Consider the following 19,224-nt stretch of genomic DNA (forward strand, 5'->3'; position numbering starts at 1 on the left):
GCCTGAAGAATGGAGCGGTCAGCGGGAATCGAACCCGCATCATCAGCTTGGAAGGCTGAGGTAATAGCCATTATACGATGACCGCATTTGGTGCCGACTACCGGAATCGAACTGGTGACCTACTGATTACAAGTCAGTTGCTCTACCTACTGAGCTAAGTCGGCATTGGTCCGCCATCGAGGCCTCGAACCCCGTACTATACAACGCTTACGGTTGGCTGCTCTTCCTGGTGAGCTAATGGCGGTTTGGGGGCCCTTGCTGGACTTGAACCAGCGACCGAGCGATTATGAGTCGCGCGCTCTAACCAGCTGAGCTAAAGGGCCGGGTGCGCAATGATACATAAGTAAAACTAACCATGCAAACCAAATGGTTTTTATGGCTGCCACCACCTCTGTCTGATATCGTTAAATCGCCAAAAGTAACCACATCAAATATGGAGATATTTATGTCAAATGTGCTCGCGAGGGTTGAATTGCATGGCGCTGATGAAGAGGCGTATGAAATACTTCATGAACGTATGCTATCACTGGGATTTGTGAGGGAAATCCCTCATGGTGATGGCTCTCGCAACAAATTACCTGATGCAACATATGTCGCACCAAAAAGGGAGGAATTAACACCTCTGAGAGAGAAAATCTCTTTATGCGCTAATTCACTCGGAACCCGAAGTGCTTCAGTGTTCTTATGTGAATTTGAAAATTGTGCCTGGTATCTATTTAGAGCAGATGATTAGAGATTAATACCAGATCCACTTCGACCGTTTTCACCGGTCCTGTCATCACATTTATCTGGGGCGCTATCATAGCGCTCCATTGCAATAAACGCGGCAGCCACGCTGCGACCGAGAGTTTCGCAGTTCGCCCCTGCCGACTCACCGCATGCCACAATAAGCTGGCCCAGTGCGATTTTTGGTAATGCTGCCAACTTACTGATTTAGTGTATGATGGTGATTTTAAGGTGCTTGCGTGGCTTCCATTTCCATCAGATGTCCCACTTGTTCAGCTACCGAAGGCGTCGTGCGTAACGGTAAAAGCACTGCCGGACATCAGCGCTATCTCTGCTCTCACTGCCGTAAAACATGGCAAATCAGCTTCACTTACACCGCCTCTCAACCCGGTACACATCAGAAAATCATTGATATGGCTATGAATGGGGTTGGGTGCCGTGCCAGTGCCCGCATTATGGGCGTTGGCCTCAACACGATTTTACGGCACTTAAAAAACTCAGGCCGGAGCCGGTAACATCGCGCATACAACCGGGCAGTGACGTCATTGTCTGCGCGGAAATGGACGAACAGTGGGGCTACGTCGGGGCTAAATCATGTCAGCGCTGGTTATTTTACGCCTATGACAGGATGCGCAGGACGGTGGTGGCACACGTCTTTGGTGAGCGTACTCTGGCCACACTGGAGCGTCTTCTGGAGCTGCTGTCGGTCTTTGATGTGGTGGTATGGATGACGGATGGCTGGCCGCTTTATGAATCACGCCTGAAGGGAAAGCTGCACGTTATCAGCAAGCGTTACACTCAGCGCATTGAGCGACATAACCTGAATCTGAGACAACATCTGGCAAGGCTGGGACGGAAGTCACTGTCGTTCTCAAAATCGCTGGAGCTGCATGACAAGGTCATCGGGCATTATCTGAACATAAAACACTATCAGTAAGTTGGAGTCATTACCCGATTTTTGCCTGAGAGCGGGATTCAGAAGATAATTCGTTAAATTTCATCACTGGCTCCAGAAACGACAAAGCCCCGCCATTTCTGGCAGGGCAGCAATTATTAAGCTGTGTGTCGAAGTGACCACTCTTAACAGATTAAAGCGGGTTTTGTAATTACACAACCCTTTTTAATTTGGGCGGTAAAACATTTTCTTTTCGGCATTCCCTGTCCATTTCGAGCTTAATATCGAGGGTGCAAAGGGAGCCCTGTATGAAGCTCTCCGCAGCCTGAAGTCGAACCGAAACATGATTGTGTGAAATGCCCAGTTTCGTTGCCATCGTGCGTAACGCCATGTTGTCGATGTAATGCCATTCCAGAAGGATGCAAAGATACTCATCGTGCTTTCTAAGGCGGATCATAGCCTCATTGATGTACATTCCGTCATCGTCACAGCATGAAGGACGACCAGCATGACTGGCTGGCAGTAGCCGGGATAAACCAGCAGCTATACGCGGATAGCCGATATTGGTACCACCACTGGCCGCCCATACCCCCCAACGCTCAAGTACCATCTGAATATCACGCATTATGCTTTCCCCTCAGAATAGATATTCCCGAGAAAAGTCGGATCCCCACCAAGACGGACGATTTCAGCCTTCAACACCATGTTCTCAAGAATGAGTTCGCAGGTATTATCCCGATGCATAGCAACCTGATTCAGAAGGTCGACAAAATCAGACGGCGTAACTGAACTGCAGAATTCATCGCGCGCATTAGCCAACTCTTCAAACAGAGACGCATCTGCACCACTACCGATTCCGTCAGGGTCATCACCAGCACTCTCGCGCTCCTGTTTTTTGATTTCCTCATGGATGCGAAGATATTTTTCCAATGAGGCGGTGGTTTGCTTATTTTTCATCTTCAGACCCTTGTTACGTTGTTAGCTTCCCATTCGAGATCAATTTCGTTTTGGGTTTTATTCGCCAGGTAGTTAAACGGTTGTTTTTCGCCTTCGAGAAATTGATGTGAACGGCCATCAAATCTCATACCAATATCACCGACCCATCCCTCACCCTCTCGCTGTTTAAGCAAGCGAATCATGGAGGCTGGAAGGTTTACGACTGCCTGCTCGTCTTTATCTAGGCTTTCATATCCCACAGCCTCAGCCTTTCGTATAGCGAGTTCGCGAGGAATGTTTCGCCAAATAGCCATCACATTGTCGGGCATGTCAGTGAGCGCCCCAGTCCCTTTCACATCCATCTTTCCGGTAGGGGCTGAGTCATTTGTTTTCCGCGCATGGGTTACCAGCAGAACGTGGCAGTTATGCTCATTTTTAAAGTCACACAGGGTATCGATAAATTCCTTCTGGCCACTGTAGTCCTCTTCATCCAGCCCACACTTAGCCAGGTTATCGATAATAAATAGCTCTATCCCATATCGGCGGCGCGCATAAGCAAAAATCTCAAGCAGGCGTGTTGCCTTCGCGGTTCCTGTCAGTTTGAATACCCACAAGCGATCAGACAGCCACTCATTGGTCATGACGATCTCTTCACGCTTTGGTGATGCGGTACAGATGGTCTGGCGCGTAAGACGGGCAAGCATCTTCCCGGGTTTAAGTTCGAGAGACGCGATACAGGTTCTTACCCCCTGACTCATGGCATCCACTGCGATATGTCCGACGACCTCCGTTTTCCCATGGCCGTTTACACCGTTCACTAGCGTCAGTTCACCAGAACGGAATTTGAAATTCCTGTTCAGCGATGGCCATGGGCTATTGAACAAACCAACATCCCGATGCTCGAAGGCGTCAATAGTTTCCTGGAGCAGATCACCAGCAGAACATAGTTCGTCAGGGTCGAAGAACTTAGCAGTTCCGAGGCATTGCCAGATATCATCCTCATTCACGCCAGACATCAGGCATTCATTGATATCTTTTTGCGGAAGCTCGACCAGACGGCAGCGGTGTTCACCAAGACGGCGGGCTATTTCTTTCGCTGCTTCCCGGCCCACGTCATCATTATCCAGGCTTAGCCAAATCTCTTCGAAGCGATCCAGGTTGTGATACTCGTACTCAATCCACTGCTGTTTAGCACCCTTTCCGCCACCGAACGGCACTGACAGCGCGCTGATACCCATCTGCGAATAAGTCATGCAATCAATTTCACCTTCACATAGCACGACTGCACGGGCTTTGGCGTCCATAGCCTGCCAGCCAAACAGACTCGGCTCACAATCAGCCTCGGCCATAATGAGTTTTTTTCCGCCAGGGCGTTCTGTGCCAATTCGCTTAACCTGCAGCAGTTCGCCGTTGCGGATGCACGGAAAAGCCACCGCCGGCACTTCGCGGTTTTCATCGTGGTACCAGACCACCGCATCAGAAACGCGGAACTGGTCAGCAGTCTCGCGAGTGATCCCACGGGAGGAAAGATAGTCGTAGCAATGGTTGGCCTTTTTGACGCCCTTTTTCGTCGGCCGGGAGAATGTTTTTTTCTTCGCTTCGAAGTGGTGATCATCATCTTTGAGGCCAAGAAACTCTTTCGCTTCGCGCATAGCATCGTGAAGCTGGCAATTGCGCACCAGAACCCAAAGATCGAGAAGGTCTCCACTGTCACCGCTGGCAAAATCGGACCAGGCCTTTTTCCCCGAAAGGTTTACCTTCAAACTTTTGCCCGCTTCGCCATCAACACTACCAACGCACCACTCACGCCCTTCAAGGTGGCCTTTTGGCAAAAGATACTTCGCCACTCGCTCAGCCTGATCCCACAATTTTTCAGATAACTCAGCAGGTGTCATCACACACTCCGTAAATCAAATTTATCAAAACACCACGCCACGAATCCTTCACGCAGAAAGCCGTGGTTATAACCAGCAACCAGCATGCGTTTCAGGCTCGTTTTCATGGGCGGTTAACTCCACGTTTCATGCGGTCTATAGCAGCCTGGTTAATAAAGACCTCGGCAGAACCATCGTTTGGTTTTGCGTACCACGACTGGCTGCTACTGCTTTGCTGCTGTTCGGGAGGTTTCACTGCAACAGCCCACTCTTCCTCAAAGTGGCGATCTGGGCCAAAGAAAGTGGAAGTCTGTTTGACGAACTCAGTTCCGATCTTGTTATCGGCGGCCATAAATACCGCGTAACGTTTAACCCCCTCCAGCATCACTTCTGGCTTTACCCCCTGTTTCAATCTGGCGTTCCATGCTTTCCATGCAGCTTGCTTGGAGTTTCCACCACGGCGATTCGGGTAAGCGCTCCAGGCCTCTTCGAATGCAGGAGAATAATCATGTTTATTTTTCTGTTCCGGTGTGTCGGCGCCAGCCGATGCACCAAGAGATTTATTCTCTGTAGTAATCTCCTGTGTAGTCTCCTGGTAATCTACTGTATGAATGGATGCGGGATTTCCACGTAACTGCTCGTGGGTTTTCCCCACACCTGCCTGCTGGTTTTCCACATCACTGTTTGCGGAATTTCCGCATCCTTGGTTGTGGGTTTTCCCCACACCTGCCTGCTGAACTTTTCCGAGTAATAATTCTTCCAGGCGCAGCTGGTTAACGCGAAAGTAAAGCTTTGCTGGGATGCCTCGTTTTGCTTCTTCCAGAACGCCGCAGGACACCAGTTTTTTACGGGCGCCTTCCTGCTCATAACGAGTCAGCCCGGTTTCCTCTTCAAGGTCTGCCTGTGTCTTGTAGAACCATTGGCCGTCCATGCGGTTTTGCCAGTACACAATTTGCGACAGCAACAATGCGCCGGTAATACCAACACCAAGACGGACGAACGACCGCTGAAAGGCTATTGGACGATCAACGAGCTGCAAAAATTGACTCATTCCGCCACCCTCTGAAAATACTGTTGAAACTTCCAGACTGGCTGCATACATTCATGCGGATAGCCCTGCCTGGTAAAATAAACCTGCTGCTTCTCCCGATTCCAACCAGTGACATGCACAATCACACCTCGCGGATCGCGATAATCGATATCGAGCAACTTAATCGGATCTGGTGATGTGCTCGAATGTGGCATGTCACACCTCTACAGAAGGGTGTGGGAAAGTATCAGGAAGGTCCGGACGAATCTGATAAGCTTTAACTTCGCCGTTTGTGGCCTTCACGATGGACATAACATGGTCAGCCTTTACACGACTACCATGAAGCCAGCGGAATACTGCGGGTTGAGTGACACCACACGCCCTAGCTAGTGCTGCTTGTCCACCAAGAATTTCAATTGCTTTTTTTACATGTTGGTTGACCATGAAAATACCAAAAGTTATTAAACACAAAGCAAGATTATAACCTTGAATAAGATTATGCAATAACTTATCGTATTTGCCGCGTAATAACTTTTTGTATAGGCTTATAGTTATGAATACATTCTCAGATCGTATTAAAAAAGCGATGGCTGACGCGGGCCTTACCCAGGCTGAATTGGCTACGATGGTTGGGGTCTCTCAGCCAGCCATCTGGCGTCTAGCCTCCGGGAAAACCAGCTCATCACGTAAGTTGGTTGAGATCGCTCAGGTTCTGGGCGTTAGCCCTGAATGGCTTTCGACTGGTAAAGAGCACAGCCCTCACAAACAAGGGTATGTGATTGAGAATATGAATGATAAAGAACTGAGGGCCAACGCTGATGTATTCAGGGTTGAAGTGCTTGATCTTACTGTGAGTGCGGGTCCAGGCACATTTATGCTTTCTGAATTTGTTGAAGTTTTACATGCCATAGAGTACACAACAGAACACGCCAAATCCCTTTTTGGAAATCGTAGCGAAGAAGTTGTAAAAGTAATGACTGTAAACGGCGACAGCATGGCCAGCACCTTCAACTCAGGCGATCGCGTCTTCGTTGACATTTCGGTCCGCCACTTTCTTACTGATGGTGTATATGTGTTTGTTTTTGGTAAAACATTCCACCTTAAGCGGCTACAGATGCAGGGAAACAGACTCGCAGTCTTATCTGATAACCCAGCCTATGAGAAATGGTATATTACAGAAGAGAGCCAGGACGATCTTTATGTTATGGGGAAAGCTATCATGCATGAATCAATAAATTACAATAGGCTTTAACGCCATCCCCTCCTATGAAGCCGCAGAAATGCGGCTTTTTTGTGTCAACGGTTCAATAAACTAATTAAAAAAATAAAATTTACACAAATAAATCAACACGTCAAACAAAGAAACCAAATAAAAATAAGTTTTGTTATTGCAATAAGTTATTGCATGACTTACAGTTCACTCATCGGCAAAACCACGGAGCCAATGAGATGACAACTTCATTCCACCCTTTAATAAGTAATGCAAAAAACAAAATTGATAACGTCGTTTGTCTACTAATTGCACTTGAGCATTGTAGTACAACTCTTGATGAAGTAACTCTTGAGGGCGCTATTTGTGGAATTAGAAAATTAGCAGCAAACGCATATCACGACATGGATAAAGCAGAAAAATCAGAGAATGCTTTGGACAAAACGGAGGGCATTTAAATGAAAACTCCAATTAACATGCTCGAAAGCATTGCTGCTGACGTCGTCGAAAGCACATCATTATTAGAGGTAATTTATCGTAATAACGAGTTACCTCCAGAGGTCGACAATGCAATTGCTTGCTTAATTCGCTCTATGCAAAAAACGAATGAAACTGCATATGAATATGTCGAACAGTTAAGTAAGAATATTGCAGGGAAAGAAAACGTCTCCAATCTTGATATTATCGGCGATGTTTTTGATGCAATAATCACAGCAAAGAAACTTGAGGCTCTAACTCATACCTATAGCGAGAGTTACTTTACAGACGAAGATAATGATAACCCAGCTTGTTACATGGCTGCGGCGATTAATGATTATTCGATGCAAGTTTGTGACGAACTAAAAAAAATCCAATCAAAACTTAATTAAATAACAAATAGTTTAAATTACAGCTTAATCGCTGGGGATATCCACAACCAGATTTTACCGGGTGATTAATCATGACATTCATTAAAGATTTCCGTGCATATAAAACCGCCCTGCTCTATGCATCGTTCGGGCAGGTCGTAATTGCAAACCTTTATCTGCGCAAAGCATACGGGAGATAACAATGTTAAGAAGAGACAGCTCTCTTGAAACGGCAAAAAACACGGCTGATAACCTTTATCACTTAATGGAGCTCTTTAACGCAAACATTATAGATATGGATATCGAGCAAATAATTTCATTATCTGGCCTTTGCCTTAATTTATCAGCTGAGGTTTCGACATGGTTTGATGCGGAGTTTGAGCGTCGTGAAAAATAACACTATCGAAATCTACCGCCGACGCATTGCAATTGCCGCTCTGCACAGAATGAAGCGTAAAACAGGCGGTTACTGTCTGGTTATCAATCTCCCGAACAAGGAGATACAGACAATCGAGTTGAATGAAGAAGCGTTCCAGAAACTTCTGATGAAATTCGAAAAACAGGCGTCATCTGAATTTGGCAAAGAGTCGTCTGAGTTTATCAGAAATACATATTTAAACAGCCTCGATATTAACGGTCACACAGAGTATCTGACCGAGACGGGGAAAATGATTATCGACGAACTGCTATCTGAATTAGAAGCGCATGCCAGAAAACTATATAAGCGGGAGGCTGTGAAATGGCTGGACAGCAAATGATGTTATATCGCGGGGTAGAAATTCCACGCCCTATTTTAAATATCGACCTGCATGTCTTGCCAGAATTCACAGGCCGCGTAGTTCTCTATATCGAAAATGGCGTAGTGAAATGCGACCGCCGGCTGCACGATGATGAACATATTTGTGCCTTAGACACGTTTATAGAAATGGCGCGCGACATGGAACTGCGCTTACAGGAGGTTCCAGGTGGCACTAACAGCAATAAGAATTCCTGAACGTGTTCACCTGCAGGCGCTGCAGGTCCTGTGGCGATACCGACGTAAGCGCATCTACGCGCGGCGCATGCACCGCACCGGCCATCTCAGCCTGAAAGTTAACCCGCGCTGGAGGCTGCTATCGAAAGACGATGGCAGGAACTGGGAAGTAATGAGTCATGAAACGTATAACCGGGAGAAAGACAGATGATCGATAACCGCACCGCCAGCGCCATTGACCTGGCATTACAAAAGCACATCACCCCAGTTGGTCCGTTGTTCGTAGCTGCGCGCCACGGGCGCCAGAAGAAATGCTTCAGCCGCGATACAGCAATCCGGTATCTGGCGTTCTTCATGACAACTCATGCTTTTGCTGTTTCTGGTTTTGAGCAGCGTCACCCGCGGGTACGCATTGACCGTGACGACATGGAGGTATGGCGAGACGGGGAAACAAAGGCTGAATATCTGGCAGCCCACCAGCGTTGCGAGCACCGACTCCGCCGCATTCTGGCACGTAAGCGTGACATGACGAAATGGTGCGAGAAATGGGACGCAATGCATGACCGTTATGTGAAAGAACTTAACGAGCTGCAGGACTGCAAGCCGGAGGGGATCCGATGAGCAGCAATTACGATATGCCAGAGACAACACCAAACGGCATCAAAATCGGGAACCGCGTTATTGGCTGGTCATGTGCAGTTAAGCAGTTTGAGGGCTCACGCTTTGACTCCCGGCCATCGGAAGGGTTGCGTTGGTTAGCCTGCATTTTTGATGCCAACGCCGCGGGTTGGGTTGCTTTAGGCGCAAAGAAAGAACTCGTCCTATGGCGCTGGCTGGTGGCAACGGTATTCATCAACGAAGAGAAGGATAAAAACGGGACTGTTGAAATCCCAAGCGAAGACGGCGGCGTTGATATCGCGGTCATTTACTCGGGTAAGAAAGGAGACCTGAGCATCTACCCCGGCCCGCTGCGCTTCTCTCTCGCTAACCATGTTGAAGGTATCGCGATCGAGAAATACGGCGCTGAGGAAGGCCCAGCGTTGGCGCTGCGCATGTACCAGGACATGGTGATTGCAGATCCTGGGTACGGATTCAGGATGTCCCCTTTTGGGCGTGAGGGACTTGAGATGCTTCACGATGACTACATCGGAATGATTAACACCAACGGCATGCCAGAAGCGGCCGTGATTCACTAAGGGGAAATCCATGTTTATTTATACCGATCTGCTCCGTGCCGCTCTGTGCTGTGTTGCCAGCCAGGAAGAAAAACGAAAGCTCCTGCGTGGCGTACATATCACGTCAACTCACATTCAGGCCACGAACGGCATTGCTGCTGTATCGATGAAGCATGACGCCAAACCTGAAGTGGAAGGCGTATTTATCCTGCACGGTGATATCCCGGCCAACGCAGAAGGAACTGTATTCCAGCAAATTGGCAGCCAGTGGATCGCCTGTCACATGGACGACTACGAGCGGCCTGTTGGGCATAACGAGCTTGAGCTGGTTGAAGGCAAGTTTCCAGATATTGGCAAGCTGCTGCTGACACAGGAAGAACACTGTACTGAGTTCCCTCCGTTCGCCGCTGAATTGCTGGCTTTGCCTTATCGCATGTTTGGTAAGGAATTCACGTCCATGCCCGTTAATTTCAAACTCTTTGGTCCTGAAAAACCATGCCTGGTGCTGTTTAACGCCGCGGTTAACAGCTTCTACGGCGATCCGGTGCTGGTAATCATGCCGATGAAATCAACGGTGTTCGAGCTGCACCGTAAGGCGATGCAATCGATGGGGGAGATCCACTGATGAAGCTAGAAATTCACGACAAAGGCGCGGTGGCCACACTGACCATCATAAGTACCGTCTTCGAGTTCCGAAAGCATGTCCGGGTGGTCGACACCGTTCTGATGTGTACGCCGGGAGTTGTCGCCAGCCGGCGCGGATTCTTCCTGATGAAAACGGTTATTTCCGGTCGTTCAAAAGAAATGCTGCGCGCAAACAAGACAGCTCTGCGGGAGGTTTCACGATGAACCAGTTAACTGACAAGCGAGTAGCAGAAATCCTTGCTCGTGCGGAAATATGCGACGACTCGGTTTTGACTGACTACGCCGATATTGTGCTGGCGATGCGCGAGTTGCAGGAACACCGCAAAGCAGCAGGAGCGACACAAAACAGCAGGAGCAGCGCAAAAGTGCAGGTGGTGCAGGAGCAAATCGGCACTACTCACGTTCCGGAGCCGGGGCAGAGCGTCGAGCAGGTAGATGGAGAGTCGCTGCCCAGCACCCAGACCGCGCCAACGCTGGATTCTTCACCGAAAAATGCCGGGTTGCTGCCCGGCATAAATCCAACACTGGTTAACGATGTCACCAGTGGTAAACCGTTGACCATCACCCTGCCGGATATCAGCTCAAAGGCATTCTGGAGCGGCACGGGTAAGCATGAGGTATTCCATCCGGAAACCTATAAGCGATGGGTTAAAGAGGCGATCGAGAGAGATTGCACGATTGCAAAAATTGAAGTGAAGGTGAAGTGAGGTGGGTATGGCTGATATTGAAATGATCGATGAGAAAGAAGCAATGCGGATGATCCGCGTATCTTCACGCATGACCATCCGGAAATATACAGAACACTATGGCTTTCCTAAACCGATTCGCACCTACCCGAAACAGTACCTGCGTTCTGCTGTAGAGGAATGGATCCTAAACGGAGGGATTAACCAGAAATCTTCTTGAGATGCCAGAATATTTTATCCGCATACAAATCATAGGCATCTTTTTGTTCGGCAATCCAGTCATGCTTGTTGTAGACAGCAAGCACACCGCCTAACTCATGCCCCAGCATTTTTTCAATAACATGCGGGGCAACCCCCTCTTCTGACAAGCGAGTAGCCATAGTTCGCCGGAAATCATGGGAAGAAAAATCGCCAATGCCCAAAGACCCTCTAATTCTCCGGAGGAATTTGTTGGCACCAGAAATTGTTATGGGCGTTTTCAGATCTTCACCAGGGAAAAGTACTTCACCATATGTCATTTCCGCTTTCTTCAGTAATGTATCCGCAGCGTCGAAAATTGGACGTCTGATGATTTTTTTAGTTTTACTTTTCTCTGCTGGTACAATCCAAAGCCCCTCTTCTCGGTCTACCTCTTGTTTAACGGTCAGTCGCAATTCGCTATTCCTGGCGCCGTATAAAATGAGCAGCTGATGAAGAAGGCGATTCGATGTTGATCCTCTACTCCGTTCTATAGACATCCAAATTTTTGCGAGTTGATTATAGCTGAGCGTTGTTTCACCTATAGATGGCTTTACACCTACATCCTTTGGTTGCAACAGCATTAAATCAGGGGTGCTAATAAACTGGCGTCGTGTACACCATCCAATAGCTGAACGTAGCTGTATAAGCAGATGCCGCGCGCGGCGGGGATTAATCTTTTCTTCCTCTGTAAATCTCTCAACCCACCATCGAACCGGTATATCCTCGATCGGAACGCCCGGGAAAGCGTCGCTCATTTGTTTTAGAACCGTTGACTCATAAAGAGCAATTGTCTTCTCCCGCAGAGTTAAATCAACATAGTTCGTTTTCCAATAATCAAGGCATTCCTTCACTGTCGGCCTGCTTTTCGGCTTTGCGCTTTCTTTTGAAAGGCGAGGATCAACACCTTTATCTGCAGCCTCTCTTAAGTCTGCAACTAAGTTACGAGCCTCTCTGAGGGATGTCGCAGGGTAGCGCCCTAACCCCATTCGGTTTTGCTTACCCTCCCATCGATACCTGAACTGAAAGCTAATAACTCCCTTTGGAGTTATACGGATCCCCAAGCCATCTGAATCAGTAATTTCAGTCGGGCCTGAATACGGCTTTCCATGTATAGAGCGCAGTTTCGTGTCACTGATAGCCATAGTAATTTCTTGTACTCATCAAATTGGCATTTTATGTACTCACTATGTACTCACTATCGCATGTACAACCATAAACAACAATATCTACATGCTCTCAAGCATGGCCGAAAACAAGCAATTCATTGAAAAATACCATATTAATTAGTACTGATATATATACAGGTATGTACAAAAACACACATCAACATGCAATGATGTATAAAACAAAAATAATGCGGAAGATTATGAAACGATGGTGCCCTTTCAGGCGCTGCAGATGATTGGTCATCAGGTGGATGCGGTTTGCCCGGACAAACCGAAAGGTGACTACATCATGACGGCCATTCATGATTTTGACGGCGCTCAGACCTATAGCGAGAAACCCGGTCACCGTTTTGTGCTCAACGCCGATTTTGCCAGCGTGAATGAAGCAAATTATGATGCGCTGGTGATCCCCGGCGGACGTGCGCCGGAATATTTGCGCTTATATGAGTCGGTTATCAAGCTGGTACAGGCCTTTGATGCGGCGAACAAGCCCATTGCCGCCGTTTGCCACGGTCCGCAGCTGCTGGCAGCCGCAGGCGTGTTGAAGGGGCGAACCTGCAGCGCCTACCCGGCCTGTGCGCCTGAAGTACGGCTAAGCGGTGGAGAATTTGCACAAATCGGTATTGATGAGGCGTATGTCGATGACAATCTGGTGACGGCGCCGGCGTGGCCTGCGCATCCGCAGTGGTTGGCGAAATTTGCCGAGCTCTTGCGTTAACCTGCACCTATCGGTCCCCTCGCCCCTCCGGGGAGAGGGTTAGGGTGAGGGGTACCGTCGACGCCAGAATCAATCGTGAGTCTTAACGCTCAGGCAGCTGCGAATAAATTCAGGATTAAAATGCTTCACAGCTTCTCCCACGTAGCCTAAATCCAGCGCGCTGATTTGCGCCATGTCATTATCGGTCAATGCAAAATCCCAGATGGCAAAATTCTCTTCAATGCGTGCTTGCTTCGTCGATTTCGGGATGACCGTAACGCCACGCTGCACGTTCCAGCGCAGGATGACCTGGGCGATGGTTTTATGATGAGCGTCGGCAATTCCTTGCAGCATTTTATCTTCATACGGTTTATGCCGCCCACCACCCAACGGTGCCCAGGCTTCTGGCTGGACGTTATAGCGCTTCATGGTCTCGAGCGCTTCAGGCTGCGCAAAGTAGGGATGCAGTTCAACCTGATTTACCATGGGTTTAATTCTGACGGTTTCACAGAAATTGGTTAATACGTGCGCGTAAAAATTCGACACGCCAATGGCTTTGAGCTTACCGGCATCATACGCATCCTCCAGCGCGCGCCAGGCGCTGAAATAGTCGCGCATCGCCTGATGCAATAAGTAGAGATCAAAATACTGTAACCCTGATTTTTTCAGCGACGCCTCAATACCCGCTTTGGCCGTATCGTAGCTAGCCATATCCTGCACCCACAGCTTGGAGGTGATAAACAGCTCCTCGCGGGTACACAACCCTTGCGCAATTGCTTCACGAACAGCATCACCCACGGCATCTTCGTTACCATAAACGGCAGCGGTATCAATGAGGCGATAGCCCGTGCGAATAGCGCTTAGCACTGACTGCTTACACTCTTCTTTATCGGTTACCTTAAAAACACCAAAACCGACCATCGGCATTTTGAGATTGTTACTGAGAACGGAGTATTCCACGGTATGGCCTCTATCATGGTAAAACCCAATACTAAGCTATAAAAATCACCTTGATTAGCGGCAATAACAGATTTGGCTTATGCAAAAAATTCATCAATGAAAGCGTGTTCCTTTTCAGGTACCTAAGTATGAGAGTGACAGTATCTAGTTATATATATCTCCTCCCCTGCAATATCTGCCACCCTAAATACCAGGCAGTATTTTTTACCGCTTCACTTTATATTCACCGTCTTAGTATTCCACGATATAGTTCATTTCGTGGAATTTTAAAAATACAACGCGAGATTTACAGCACCTCCTCCATCACCCACACGCTGACGCTTCCACCATTGCAGGTAAAGATACCGGTGCCTGTCTCATCGGTCGTCACCGTCTCTTCACGGTTATTGAGGAAATCTTTCCAGTTTTTATTGCCGTAGTTTTCACCCAGCGCAATCGTTTTTTCCCCATCATCGCCGTTGGACATCACCACGACGCAGCCCGGTGCATCTTGAGTGCCGCTGCGGCTAAACGCAATGCAGTTGGGGTGATCGAAAAATAGGGTCTGGACTCCATGCGCGAAACGCTGACGCGCATCAATCAGCTCATGTAACTGGTGAATGACCGGCATCTCGATAGGATACGAGTTGCCGTCACGACCGGTGTCTTCATAAGTGGCACCAAAAAGATCGGGATAAAACACAGACGGCACCCCATTCTCGCGTAACAGAATTAAGGCGTACGCCAGCGGCTTAAACCAGGATTCTACCGGGGCTTCCAGAGCCTGAAGCGGTTGAGTGTCGTGATTGGCCACCAGCGTGACGGCATGGAAAGGATCCGCTTCAACAAGGGTACCGGTGAAAATCTGGCTCAGATTGTAGTCTCTCCCTTGACGAGAGGCCTCGTGGAAGTGCATTTGCAGCGGCGCATCAAACAAAAGCGTCTGACCATCAACCTGGTTAATATAATGCTGCAGTTTATCGACGTCGTGTGACCAGTATTCCGCCACAATAAACAGCGGTTTTGGCGCGACTTCCTGCACATGCCCAATCCACTCTTTATAGAACCAGGCCGGAATGTGTTTTACCGCATCAAGACGAAAACCGTCACACTGCGTTTGCTCCAACATCCAACGAGCCCAGAACTTCAGTTCTTCGGTCACCGCGTGATTGCGAAAATCAGTGTTAGCACCCATCAGGTAATCAAAGTTACCCATCTCGTCATCAACCTGATCGTTCCAGCCTTCACCGCTATAATCATTAACGATTTTAAAAACGCCGTTTTCATCTGGATTTTCGATGTGGTCAATACCGTTAAAGCATTTATGATCCCAGATGAATTGAGAATATTGCCCGGCGCGCGCGGGATAGGTGTACTTAGACCAGGCTTCGCATTCAATCACCTCTTCATCTATCTGCGTGCGGTCTTGCTCATTAACGCGCTGAACCTGGATACGTTCTTTCTCATCCGCCCCCATTTTGTGGTTCAGCACCACATCCATCAATACCGCAATATCGTGCTTTTTCAATGCGGAAACGGCGGAGAGTAACTGCGCTTTATCGCCATATTTGGTGGGCACAGAACCTTTTTGGTCAAACTCACCGAGGTCAAATAAATCGTAGCTGTCATAGCCTACTGAGTATCCGCCGGACGCCCCCTTATATGCCGGAGGCAGCCAAATCATATTGATACCTATCTCATTAAGGTGCGGGGCAAGACTTTCAGCTTCTCGCCACAGCTCACCGCCGTCAGGGTAATACCAATGAAAGCATTGTAATAACGTGGGGTTGACCATTGTCCTTTACTCCCAAAAAGCGTTAATGTATTAATGCATAACGGCAATAATTTATTGAGTATAACGAAGGAATCACATTTCGCACGATATCAATATTAGGAGATATCGTGAAAAATGTGATTAATTGGCAGTATGGTTAGCATCACCGTTTGCTATGCTGAAACTACCCACGTTTTGAACACATCGCTTTTCAACGTTCTAAAGAAGTTGACCAGATTGGTGCATCCTAATTTAGTGATTAATTTTTGGCGGTTTTGATAGACGGTCTTGTAATGGATTTTATTTAAGAGCGCAATTTCTTGTACGCTTTTGCCGGCACTGAATTGATCCAGAAAAACCTTGTCCCTGGCAGTTAGCACTATTTTCTCAGGTCTTTTCCTGACCTTCTCTACATCCGAGGCAATGTCTTTAATGGATCGTTGCAAGGTAGAAAGATCGCAGCGCGCGTGAAGCCTAAACATTTTGAAATCACTGAGAAAATAATACATATCCCCCTGCGTCAGCAACACCAGACGGTGGGTGGATAAATCATAATTTTGCGCCTTAACATCATAATAGTTTTCGATGGTAAAAAAGACAAAACGTTTTCGTGCTGGCGCTGAGAACGACGTCTCAAGTAGGGTCTCAAGCCCACGCTGTAGGTAAATATCACTGATCCAGATATCTGCTGTTTTCACTCGCTTCATTTTAGGCTCCGGATATTTATTACATTACATTTTTCATTTTATGACGACATCATGCTGCGTCACTTTTATTAAAATTTGCTGGTAGAGATCGAAAAGTATGGTATTTCGCTCTTTCGCCATTTTTTTAATAATGACAGCCTTGATGACATCAATGTCAGAGGAACCAAAATCAGCTATTGCGCTTCTTTCCACATTTCTGAAAAGCTCGCAGCTGAAAATGTATTTATCAGGAATAGCATTTCTCATTTGTGCTACCTGCTCTGTTGATAAAGCTATTCTCCGCTATTTTGCGAACAGAAGGTTAAAAGTCATCGGAGGTATGGCTCACAACAATTTCTAACGTCTTGCGAATAATATCCGCCTGAACGACCCCTTCAGCGCAATCGAGAGATTTAATAAGACAAATAATCAGGTTCTTGTTAGTCAATGGCATACCGACAGCCAGCATCTCCTGAGCCATATCGCCTAAGAGTTTGGCTTCCTCAGCCATCGCCTCACCGGAGCGGGAGAAGAAGTTTTCGAGCGTTTTGTCAGACAGCGAGGCGATAATAGGTTGAGTCTGCATGGTTCTTTTTCCTGAGAGGTAAATTAATGTAGTTTGTGTGTGTTGTGCAAAATATCGGCACGTCTCTTTTCGTCACCAGATTGCGATTTTCTGACTTCACTATCGTTTTCCCGCGCCACCTTAACGGCGTCTGAAGTGACCTTTTTTACCCTAACGGATAATTCGGCGATCAACTCCTGCAAGGCCTCCTGGCGTACAGGGTCAGGCGCCAAAGTTTGTATATTCCGTAACTGCTTGAGCAGCGTGCGTTCAGATATCGGGCTTTTCTGGACAAGGAGCGCCAGTATGGCCTGCCCGATAAGCTCATTACGCAACTGCGTTTTCATTAGCGTCTTCATAGCATAAGTGTCTTACTTTTATTTCCGGTCTTTCAGAAATGGCTTAGTCAAACAGCATTCCAATCAAACGGTTGCAGTGCGCTTCCTCTTCGGTATTTTGTGCTTTATCAAGACGTGAGAGCAGTTTTGTGCAAATCGCTTTGCGATTCAGGCTGCGTCCATCATTTAAAATTTCAGCCACTATCTCACCAAGAATAAGGTGCTGTGTCGGTAACTCCGCCTTAGCAAAGTAGCGTGTAATCGCAGCGGCCGAATCTGCGCCAGGAAGTGATCTCTGCATTTTCTCTCCGGTTATTGGCAGGGGGTAATGCTTTGGTTAACTAAACTTAGCAAACTTATACAAAAAATGTGTACAGAATGATTACAAAACAATTAGCAAAAAGTGCTTTTCATTGTTAATCAATTAGTTAAGTGAGTAGGTTTATTTTTAACTTACGCGTGATGCTGTACAAAAAAAAGTACTCCTCAAAAAAACCTGTACAAACCTGGATAAAATCACTCATCAAGGTTAATACTTTGTGAAAATAATGTTTATTGATTAAGCATTTACAACGATGATCTGTTAGCCTCTCCCTTCCCCCACCTTGTCACTGGACAACCTATGCTCACCACACTTATCTACCGCAGTCGTTTATGCGATACCGTTCCTTTCAGGGACGTCGAAACGATGGTTGCTGCGGCCAACGTCAGGAATGAGCATGAAAGCATTACCGGAATTCTGCTGTTTAATGGTCTTCACTTCTTCCAGCTCTTAGAGGGGCCAGAAAACACCGTCAAAATGATTTACCAACAGATCTGCAAAGACGTTCGACATTACAATGTCGTAGAGCTGATGTGTGACTATGCTCCGGCCCGCCGCTTTGGCAAAGCCGGTATGGAGCTTTTTGATTTACGTAAACACGGTCAGGATGATGTGTTACAGGCGGTACTGGACAAGGGGACAAGCCGGTATCAGTTAACCTACAGCGATCGCGCGCTGCAGTTTGTCAGAACGTTCGTGCTGACGGACGGAAAGGACGGCGTGTACGAAATCCCCCCCGCCGACAGCTGGGATTTTATCGCGGATGCCCAAGACGATAATGCCGCCCCCTCTGACGCGACAGAAGAGATTTGCTTTCAACCACTGATCGACCCGCTGTCCAGAGAAATTGTCTCGCTAGAGGCGCGAACGCGCGGCCCTGCTCCGACGTCCTCCGCCCCAGATTCGTCTAGCGACGACATGTATCAAACTGACCTGATGGCCAAAAAAGCCGCTTTTGCCACAGGAGCCAAACTTCTGGCGGGTTCTGGCGTGCTTTCCGTGAGCCTGATGCCCATGACGCTGGTCAATGTACCTGGTGCAGTAGATTTCCTGCTCACTGAAATAGCCGCAAATGGCCTGGTTCCGGAACAGATTGAGGTGCAGTTCACTGAGAATGAAGTCATCTCACGCTTTGATGAATTCGCGGGCGCCGTCAAAGGGCTTAAAGCCTCAGGCATAAGCGTTGCTATCGATCATTTTGGCGCAGGTTTTGCTGGTTTACAGCTGCTGGCTCGTTTCCAGCCCGATCGCATAAAAATCAGTCAGGACCTGATTACAGAAGTCCACAAAAGCGGTCCACGTCAGGCCATTATCCATGCCATTATCAAATGCTGCTCCTCCCTCGAAATTCGGCTCTCCGCTGATGGCATCATGCTGGCAGAAGAGTGGATGTGGCTTGAGTCCGCAGGCATCGAGCACTTTCAGGGTGCGCTTTTCTCATCCCCCGATTGCAATAGAATCCCAAGCATTGCTTGGCCGGAAAAAAAGGTATAATGCCG

Annotated in this window: 30 protein-coding genes, 3 tRNA genes and 1 pseudogene; 17 read left to right on the forward strand and 17 right to left on the reverse strand. The window is 47.8% G+C overall.

The window, feature by feature from the left end:
* Nucleotides 1–10: 10 nt before the first annotated feature.
* The 3 genes from MY052_RS13090 to MY052_RS13100 form a co-directional block, all read right to left on the reverse strand.
* Nucleotides 11–85 (reverse strand) — tRNA-Gly (locus MY052_RS13090).
* A 3-nt stretch (nt 86–88) separates the two neighbouring features.
* Nucleotides 89–164 (reverse strand) — tRNA-Thr (locus MY052_RS13095).
* A gap of 82 nt (nt 165–246) precedes the next feature.
* Nucleotides 247–323, reverse strand: a tRNA-Ile gene (locus MY052_RS13100).
* 32 nt (nt 324–355) lie between these two features.
* On the opposite strand from MY052_RS13100, the gene MY052_RS13105 reads away from it, so the two are divergent.
* The gene (locus tag MY052_RS13105) at nt 356–733 is read left to right on the forward strand and encodes a hypothetical protein (protein WP_248537138.1); all 378 of its coding nucleotides are present in this window, start codon (nt 356–358) and stop codon (nt 731–733) included.
* A 232-nt stretch (nt 734–965) separates the two neighbouring features.
* Nucleotides 966–1,663 (forward strand): IS1 family transposase gene (locus tag MY052_RS13110; RefSeq protein WP_248537139.1). Its coding sequence is split into 2 segments (ribosomal slippage): nt 966–1,215 and nt 1,215–1,663, totalling 699 coding nucleotides; the frame shifts between segments, so codons are not numbered across the junction.
* A gap of 169 nt (nt 1,664–1,832) precedes the next feature.
* On the opposite strand, the gene MY052_RS13115 is transcribed toward MY052_RS13110, so the two are convergent.
* The 6 genes from MY052_RS13115 to MY052_RS13140 all read right to left on the reverse strand — a co-directional run bounded on the left by MY052_RS13115 (nt 1,833) and on the right by MY052_RS13140 (nt 5,965).
* The gene (locus MY052_RS13115; protein WP_248537140.1) at nt 1,833–2,246 is read right to left on the reverse strand and encodes an antiterminator Q family protein; all 414 of its coding nucleotides are present in this window, start codon (nt 2,244–2,246) and stop codon (nt 1,833–1,835) included.
* Nucleotides 2,246–2,578 (reverse strand): hypothetical protein, encoded by a 333-nt coding sequence (locus MY052_RS13120; protein ID WP_248537141.1) that lies wholly within the window; start codon nt 2,576–2,578, stop codon nt 2,246–2,248. Before MY052_RS13120 ends, MY052_RS13115 begins: the two co-directional genes overlap by 1 nt.
* Nucleotides 2,579–2,580: 2 nt before the next feature.
* Nucleotides 2,581–4,452: a toprim domain-containing protein gene (locus tag MY052_RS13125; RefSeq protein ID WP_248537142.1), complete on the reverse strand. Its 1,872-nt coding sequence runs from the start codon at nt 4,450–4,452 to the stop codon at nt 2,581–2,583.
* A gap of 103 nt (nt 4,453–4,555) precedes the next feature.
* A complete protein-coding gene (locus tag MY052_RS13130; RefSeq protein ID WP_248537143.1) occupies nt 4,556–5,482 on the reverse strand; it encodes a hypothetical protein in 927 nt (308 codons plus the stop codon).
* Nucleotides 5,479–5,676 carry a DUF4222 domain-containing protein gene (locus tag MY052_RS13135; protein WP_248537144.1) on the reverse strand — a complete coding sequence of 66 codons (198 nt, stop codon included), beginning with the start codon at nt 5,674–5,676 and terminating at the stop codon, nt 5,479–5,481. The genes MY052_RS13130 and MY052_RS13135 overlap by 4 nt, the downstream gene beginning before the upstream one ends.
* A 1-nt stretch (nt 5,677) precedes the next feature.
* A complete protein-coding gene (locus tag MY052_RS13140) occupies nt 5,678–5,965 on the reverse strand; it encodes a helix-turn-helix domain-containing protein (protein WP_338033420.1) in 288 nt (95 codons plus the stop codon).
* A 49-nt stretch (nt 5,966–6,014) separates the two neighbouring features.
* On the opposite strand from MY052_RS13140, the gene MY052_RS13145 reads away from it, so the two are divergent.
* From MY052_RS13145 to MY052_RS13205, 13 genes and pseudogenes are all read left to right on the forward strand, one after another.
* Nucleotides 6,015–6,713, forward strand: a complete 699-nt coding sequence (locus MY052_RS13145; protein WP_248537145.1) for an XRE family transcriptional regulator — start codon at nt 6,015–6,017, stop codon at nt 6,711–6,713.
* Nucleotides 6,714–6,910: 197 nt separating this feature from the next.
* Nucleotides 6,911–7,129 carry a hypothetical protein gene (locus MY052_RS13150; protein WP_248537146.1) on the forward strand — a complete coding sequence of 73 codons (219 nt, stop codon included), beginning with the start codon at nt 6,911–6,913 and terminating at the stop codon, nt 7,127–7,129.
* A complete protein-coding gene (locus tag MY052_RS13155; RefSeq protein ID WP_248537147.1) occupies nt 7,130–7,540 on the forward strand; it encodes a hypothetical protein in 411 nt (136 codons plus the stop codon).
* 181 nt (nt 7,541–7,721) lie between these two features.
* Nucleotides 7,722–7,916 carry a hypothetical protein gene (locus MY052_RS13160; protein ID WP_248537148.1) on the forward strand — a complete coding sequence of 65 codons (195 nt, stop codon included), beginning with the start codon at nt 7,722–7,724 and terminating at the stop codon, nt 7,914–7,916.
* A complete protein-coding gene (locus MY052_RS13165) occupies nt 7,906–8,277 on the forward strand; it encodes a hypothetical protein (RefSeq protein ID WP_248537149.1) in 372 nt (123 codons plus the stop codon). The genes MY052_RS13160 and MY052_RS13165 overlap by 11 nt, the downstream gene beginning before the upstream one ends.
* Nucleotides 8,259–8,513 (forward strand): hypothetical protein, encoded by a 255-nt coding sequence (locus MY052_RS13170; RefSeq protein WP_248537150.1) that lies wholly within the window; start codon nt 8,259–8,261, stop codon nt 8,511–8,513. The genes MY052_RS13165 and MY052_RS13170 overlap by 19 nt, the downstream gene beginning before the upstream one ends.
* Nucleotides 8,485–8,703, forward strand: a complete 219-nt coding sequence (locus tag MY052_RS13175; protein ID WP_147281539.1) for a ParE family toxin-like protein — start codon at nt 8,485–8,487, stop codon at nt 8,701–8,703. Before MY052_RS13170 ends, MY052_RS13175 begins: the two co-directional genes overlap by 29 nt.
* Nucleotides 8,700–9,113 carry a hypothetical protein gene (locus MY052_RS13180; RefSeq protein WP_115074378.1) on the forward strand — a complete coding sequence of 138 codons (414 nt, stop codon included), beginning with the start codon at nt 8,700–8,702 and terminating at the stop codon, nt 9,111–9,113. The genes MY052_RS13175 and MY052_RS13180 overlap by 4 nt, the downstream gene beginning before the upstream one ends.
* Nucleotides 9,110–9,688: a hypothetical protein gene (locus MY052_RS13185; protein ID WP_115074380.1), complete on the forward strand. Its 579-nt coding sequence runs from the start codon at nt 9,110–9,112 to the stop codon at nt 9,686–9,688. Before MY052_RS13180 ends, MY052_RS13185 begins: the two co-directional genes overlap by 4 nt.
* Nucleotides 9,689–9,698: 10 nt before the next feature.
* A complete protein-coding gene (locus MY052_RS13190; protein ID WP_115074382.1) occupies nt 9,699–10,292 on the forward strand; it encodes a hypothetical protein in 594 nt (197 codons plus the stop codon).
* A complete protein-coding gene (locus MY052_RS13195; protein ID WP_115074385.1) occupies nt 10,292–10,516 on the forward strand; it encodes a hypothetical protein in 225 nt (74 codons plus the stop codon). The genes MY052_RS13190 and MY052_RS13195 overlap by 1 nt, the downstream gene beginning before the upstream one ends.
* Before the next feature lie 326 nt (nt 10,517–10,842).
* Nucleotides 10,843–11,019 (forward strand): annotated as a pseudogene (locus MY052_RS13200) (ATPase); the annotation flags it as partial.
* 7 nt (nt 11,020–11,026) lie between these two features.
* Nucleotides 11,027–11,218 carry a helix-turn-helix transcriptional regulator gene (locus MY052_RS13205; protein WP_115074460.1) on the forward strand — a complete coding sequence of 64 codons (192 nt, stop codon included), beginning with the start codon at nt 11,027–11,029 and terminating at the stop codon, nt 11,216–11,218.
* Here the strand turns inward: MY052_RS13205 and MY052_RS13210 are convergent.
* Complete coding sequence (locus MY052_RS13210; RefSeq protein ID WP_115074387.1) at nt 11,199–12,380, reverse strand: tyrosine-type recombinase/integrase; 1,182 nt, start codon at nt 12,378–12,380, stop codon at nt 11,199–11,201. The two genes, MY052_RS13205 and MY052_RS13210, sit on opposite strands and share 20 nt — an antisense overlap.
* A 256-nt stretch (nt 12,381–12,636) precedes the next feature.
* Between MY052_RS13210 and MY052_RS13215 the strand changes: the two genes are divergently transcribed.
* On the forward strand, nt 12,637–13,122 hold the full coding sequence (locus MY052_RS13215) for a DJ-1/PfpI family protein (protein ID WP_420828619.1): 486 nt from the start codon (nt 12,637–12,639) through the stop codon (nt 13,120–13,122).
* Between the two features lie 69 nt (nt 13,123–13,191).
* Here the strand turns inward: MY052_RS13215 and MY052_RS13220 are convergent, their stop codons facing one another.
* From MY052_RS13220 to ycgZ, 7 genes are all read right to left on the reverse strand, one after another.
* Nucleotides 13,192–14,061: an aldo/keto reductase gene (locus tag MY052_RS13220; RefSeq protein ID WP_248537152.1), complete on the reverse strand. Its 870-nt coding sequence runs from the start codon at nt 14,059–14,061 to the stop codon at nt 13,192–13,194.
* A gap of 286 nt (nt 14,062–14,347) precedes the next feature.
* Entirely contained in the window at nt 14,348–15,835 is a 1,488-nt protein-coding gene (gene amyA / locus MY052_RS13225; RefSeq protein ID WP_202215839.1) for an alpha-amylase, read from the reverse strand.
* 152 nt (nt 15,836–15,987) lie between these two features.
* Nucleotides 15,988–16,521, reverse strand: coding sequence for a LuxR C-terminal-related transcriptional regulator (locus MY052_RS13230; RefSeq protein ID WP_035894023.1), 534 nt, complete (start codon nt 16,519–16,521; stop codon nt 15,988–15,990).
* Between the two features lie 33 nt (nt 16,522–16,554).
* Nucleotides 16,555–16,767, reverse strand: a complete 213-nt coding sequence (locus MY052_RS13235) for a hypothetical protein (RefSeq protein WP_248537153.1) — start codon at nt 16,765–16,767, stop codon at nt 16,555–16,557.
* A gap of 55 nt (nt 16,768–16,822) precedes the next feature.
* The gene (locus tag MY052_RS13240) at nt 16,823–17,086 is read right to left on the reverse strand and encodes a biofilm development regulator YmgB/AriR family protein (RefSeq protein ID WP_248537154.1); all 264 of its coding nucleotides are present in this window, start codon (nt 17,084–17,086) and stop codon (nt 16,823–16,825) included.
* Between the two features lie 23 nt (nt 17,087–17,109).
* Nucleotides 17,110–17,412: a hypothetical protein gene (locus tag MY052_RS13245; protein ID WP_248537155.1), complete on the reverse strand. Its 303-nt coding sequence runs from the start codon at nt 17,410–17,412 to the stop codon at nt 17,110–17,112.
* Between the two features lie 55 nt (nt 17,413–17,467).
* Entirely contained in the window at nt 17,468–17,704 is a 237-nt protein-coding gene (gene ycgZ / locus MY052_RS13250; protein ID WP_035894025.1) for a regulatory protein YcgZ, read from the reverse strand.
* A 321-nt stretch (nt 17,705–18,025) separates the two neighbouring features.
* Between ycgZ and MY052_RS13255 the strand changes: the two genes are divergently transcribed.
* Nucleotides 18,026–19,219 carry a diguanylate phosphodiesterase gene (locus MY052_RS13255; protein WP_248537156.1) on the forward strand — a complete coding sequence of 398 codons (1,194 nt, stop codon included), beginning with the start codon at nt 18,026–18,028 and terminating at the stop codon, nt 19,217–19,219.
* Nucleotides 19,220–19,224: the final 5 nt, after the last annotated feature.

The sequence above is a fragment of the Kluyvera ascorbata genome, assembly GCF_023195735.1.
Lineage (GTDB): Bacteria > Pseudomonadota > Gammaproteobacteria > Enterobacterales > Enterobacteriaceae > Kluyvera > Kluyvera ascorbata.